1 protein-coding gene is annotated in these 1,950 nt (G+C 69.7%); it reads left to right on the top strand.

From position 1 onward, the window contains the following. The first annotated feature begins 123 nt into the window (after positions 1-123). Positions 124-1,893 carry an IS481 family transposase gene (locus ABIA32_RS33485; protein WP_370103643.1) on the top strand — a complete coding sequence of 590 codons (1,770 nt, stop codon included), beginning with the start codon at positions 124-126 and terminating at the stop codon, positions 1,891-1,893. The last annotated feature ends 57 nt before the right edge of the window (positions 1,894-1,950 follow it).

The raw sequence follows: 1,950 nt of genomic DNA, 5'->3' as shown, positions 1-1,950 counted from the left end.
TTGTCCTACTTCGGTTGATGCTTGACACTGCGGCTTCAGTTGATGCTTGACACCTGTCAGCTGACATAGCTTCCTGACGATCGGTCAACGATCTCCAGGGAGGCCATGTTGGCACTGGTGGAGTTGAGCATCATGGAACAGCGCTACCGCGCTGTCATCGAGATCGAGAACGGCAGCCCGGTGACCGAGGTCGCCGCGCGCTACGGCGTCTCACGGCAAACCGTCCACACCTGGAAGAACCGCTACCTGCAGGGCGGACTGGCCGCCCTGGCCGACCACTCGCACCGTCCCCGGGCCTGCCCTCACCGCACCAGCGCGGAGATCGAGGCCGTCGTGTGCGAGATGCGCCGCCAGCACCCCGCCTGGGGACCCGCCCGTTTGGCCTTTGAGCTGGGCCGCAAGGGCGTCAGCCCGGTCCCTTCGCAGGCCACGCTGTACCGCATCCTGGTCCGCAACACCCTGATCACACCGGGCCAACGCCGCCGCCCCCGCTCCTCCTACACACGCTGGCAACGCGACGCACCCATGCAGCTGTGGCAGATGGATCTCATGGGCGGGGTCTTCCTGGCCGACGGCACCGAACTGAAACTCCTCAGCGGCATCGACGACCACTCCCGCTTCGCGGTCATCGCCCACCTGCTGCCCCGTGCCTCCGCCCGCGGCGTGTGCACCGCCTTCGCCACCGCCATGCGCCGCCACGGCATCCCCGAGGAGGTCCTGACCGACAACGGCAAGCAGTTCACCGGCCGCTTCACCCGACCACGCCCCGTCGAAGTCCTCTTCGAACGCATCTGCCGCGAGAACGGCATCACCACCCGCAACACCGCCATCCGCTCACCCACCACCACCGGCAAGGTCGAACGCTGGCACCGCACCGTACGCGAGGAATTCCTGGCCACCCACGACCCCTTCCCCACCCTGGCCGCCGCCCAGGCAGCCCTGGACACCTGGATCACCCTCTACAACACCACCCGCCCCCACCAGGCCCTGAACATGGCCAGCCCCGCCACCGCCTTCCACCGAGCCCCAGTGCCCAACGACCAGGCCCAGCCGGAACCGGTGCCGCTGAAGCTCCCCGCCGAACTGGCCCCCGCACCCACCCCGACCGGCCCGCAACCCGACCAGCCCGGCCCCAACACCCCCGTCCCGCCGGTCACCGCCGTCGAGTTCACCGTCACCGTCCCGGCCAGCGGCAACCTGGGCGTCCTGGGTCAGCAGCTCTGGCTCGGCCGCTCCCGCGCCGCCACCCAGCTCACCATCTGGGTCGACGGCACCACCCTGCACGCCTTCGACGGCACCCGCTGCCTCAAAACCCGCCCCCTGCCCCTGACCGGGGCCCAACTCACCCGCCTGCGACGCCAGGACGGCGCCCGCCCCGGCCGACCCGCACCCTCCAACGCCCTTCCCCCCGGCCCCCTACCCCCGGACGCCGTCATCGAGGTCCACCGCACCGTCAACCGGGGCGGATGCGTCGCACTGGGCGGCACACAGTTCAGCGTCGGAATGCCCCTGGCCGGCCACCGGGTCGTGCTGCGGCTCGACGCCCACCTCGTCCACGTCATCACCGACGGCCAGCTCCGACGCACACTACCCAGCCCACTCACCCCAGCCGCCCGCAGCCGCCTGCACGGCGCACGCCTGGCCGGCCCACCCCCGCAACCCGAACCCACCCTCCAGGTCACCCGAGTCGTCTCCGGACAGGGCACCCTCCACATCGCCGGCTGCAAACTCCAGATCGGCACCTCCCACCGCGGCAAAGTCGTCACCGTCACCGTCCAGGACACCCACTTCCGCATCACGGACGGCGACACCGACCTCGGCACCTACCCCCGCACAAAAATCCAGGAGGTTAGCCGCCGCCGCGCCAGCGGGCATATCGACTACGGAACCTAGCCCCCGTGTCAACCATCACCCGAAGCCAAACCGTCAAGCATCAACCGAAGAACGACA

Source organism: Streptacidiphilus sp. MAP12-20, from assembly GCF_041262525.1.
Classification (GTDB): Bacteria; Actinomycetota; Actinomycetes; order Streptomycetales; family Streptomycetaceae; genus Streptacidiphilus.
This window is presented reverse-complemented; position numbering and strand designations above follow the sequence as displayed.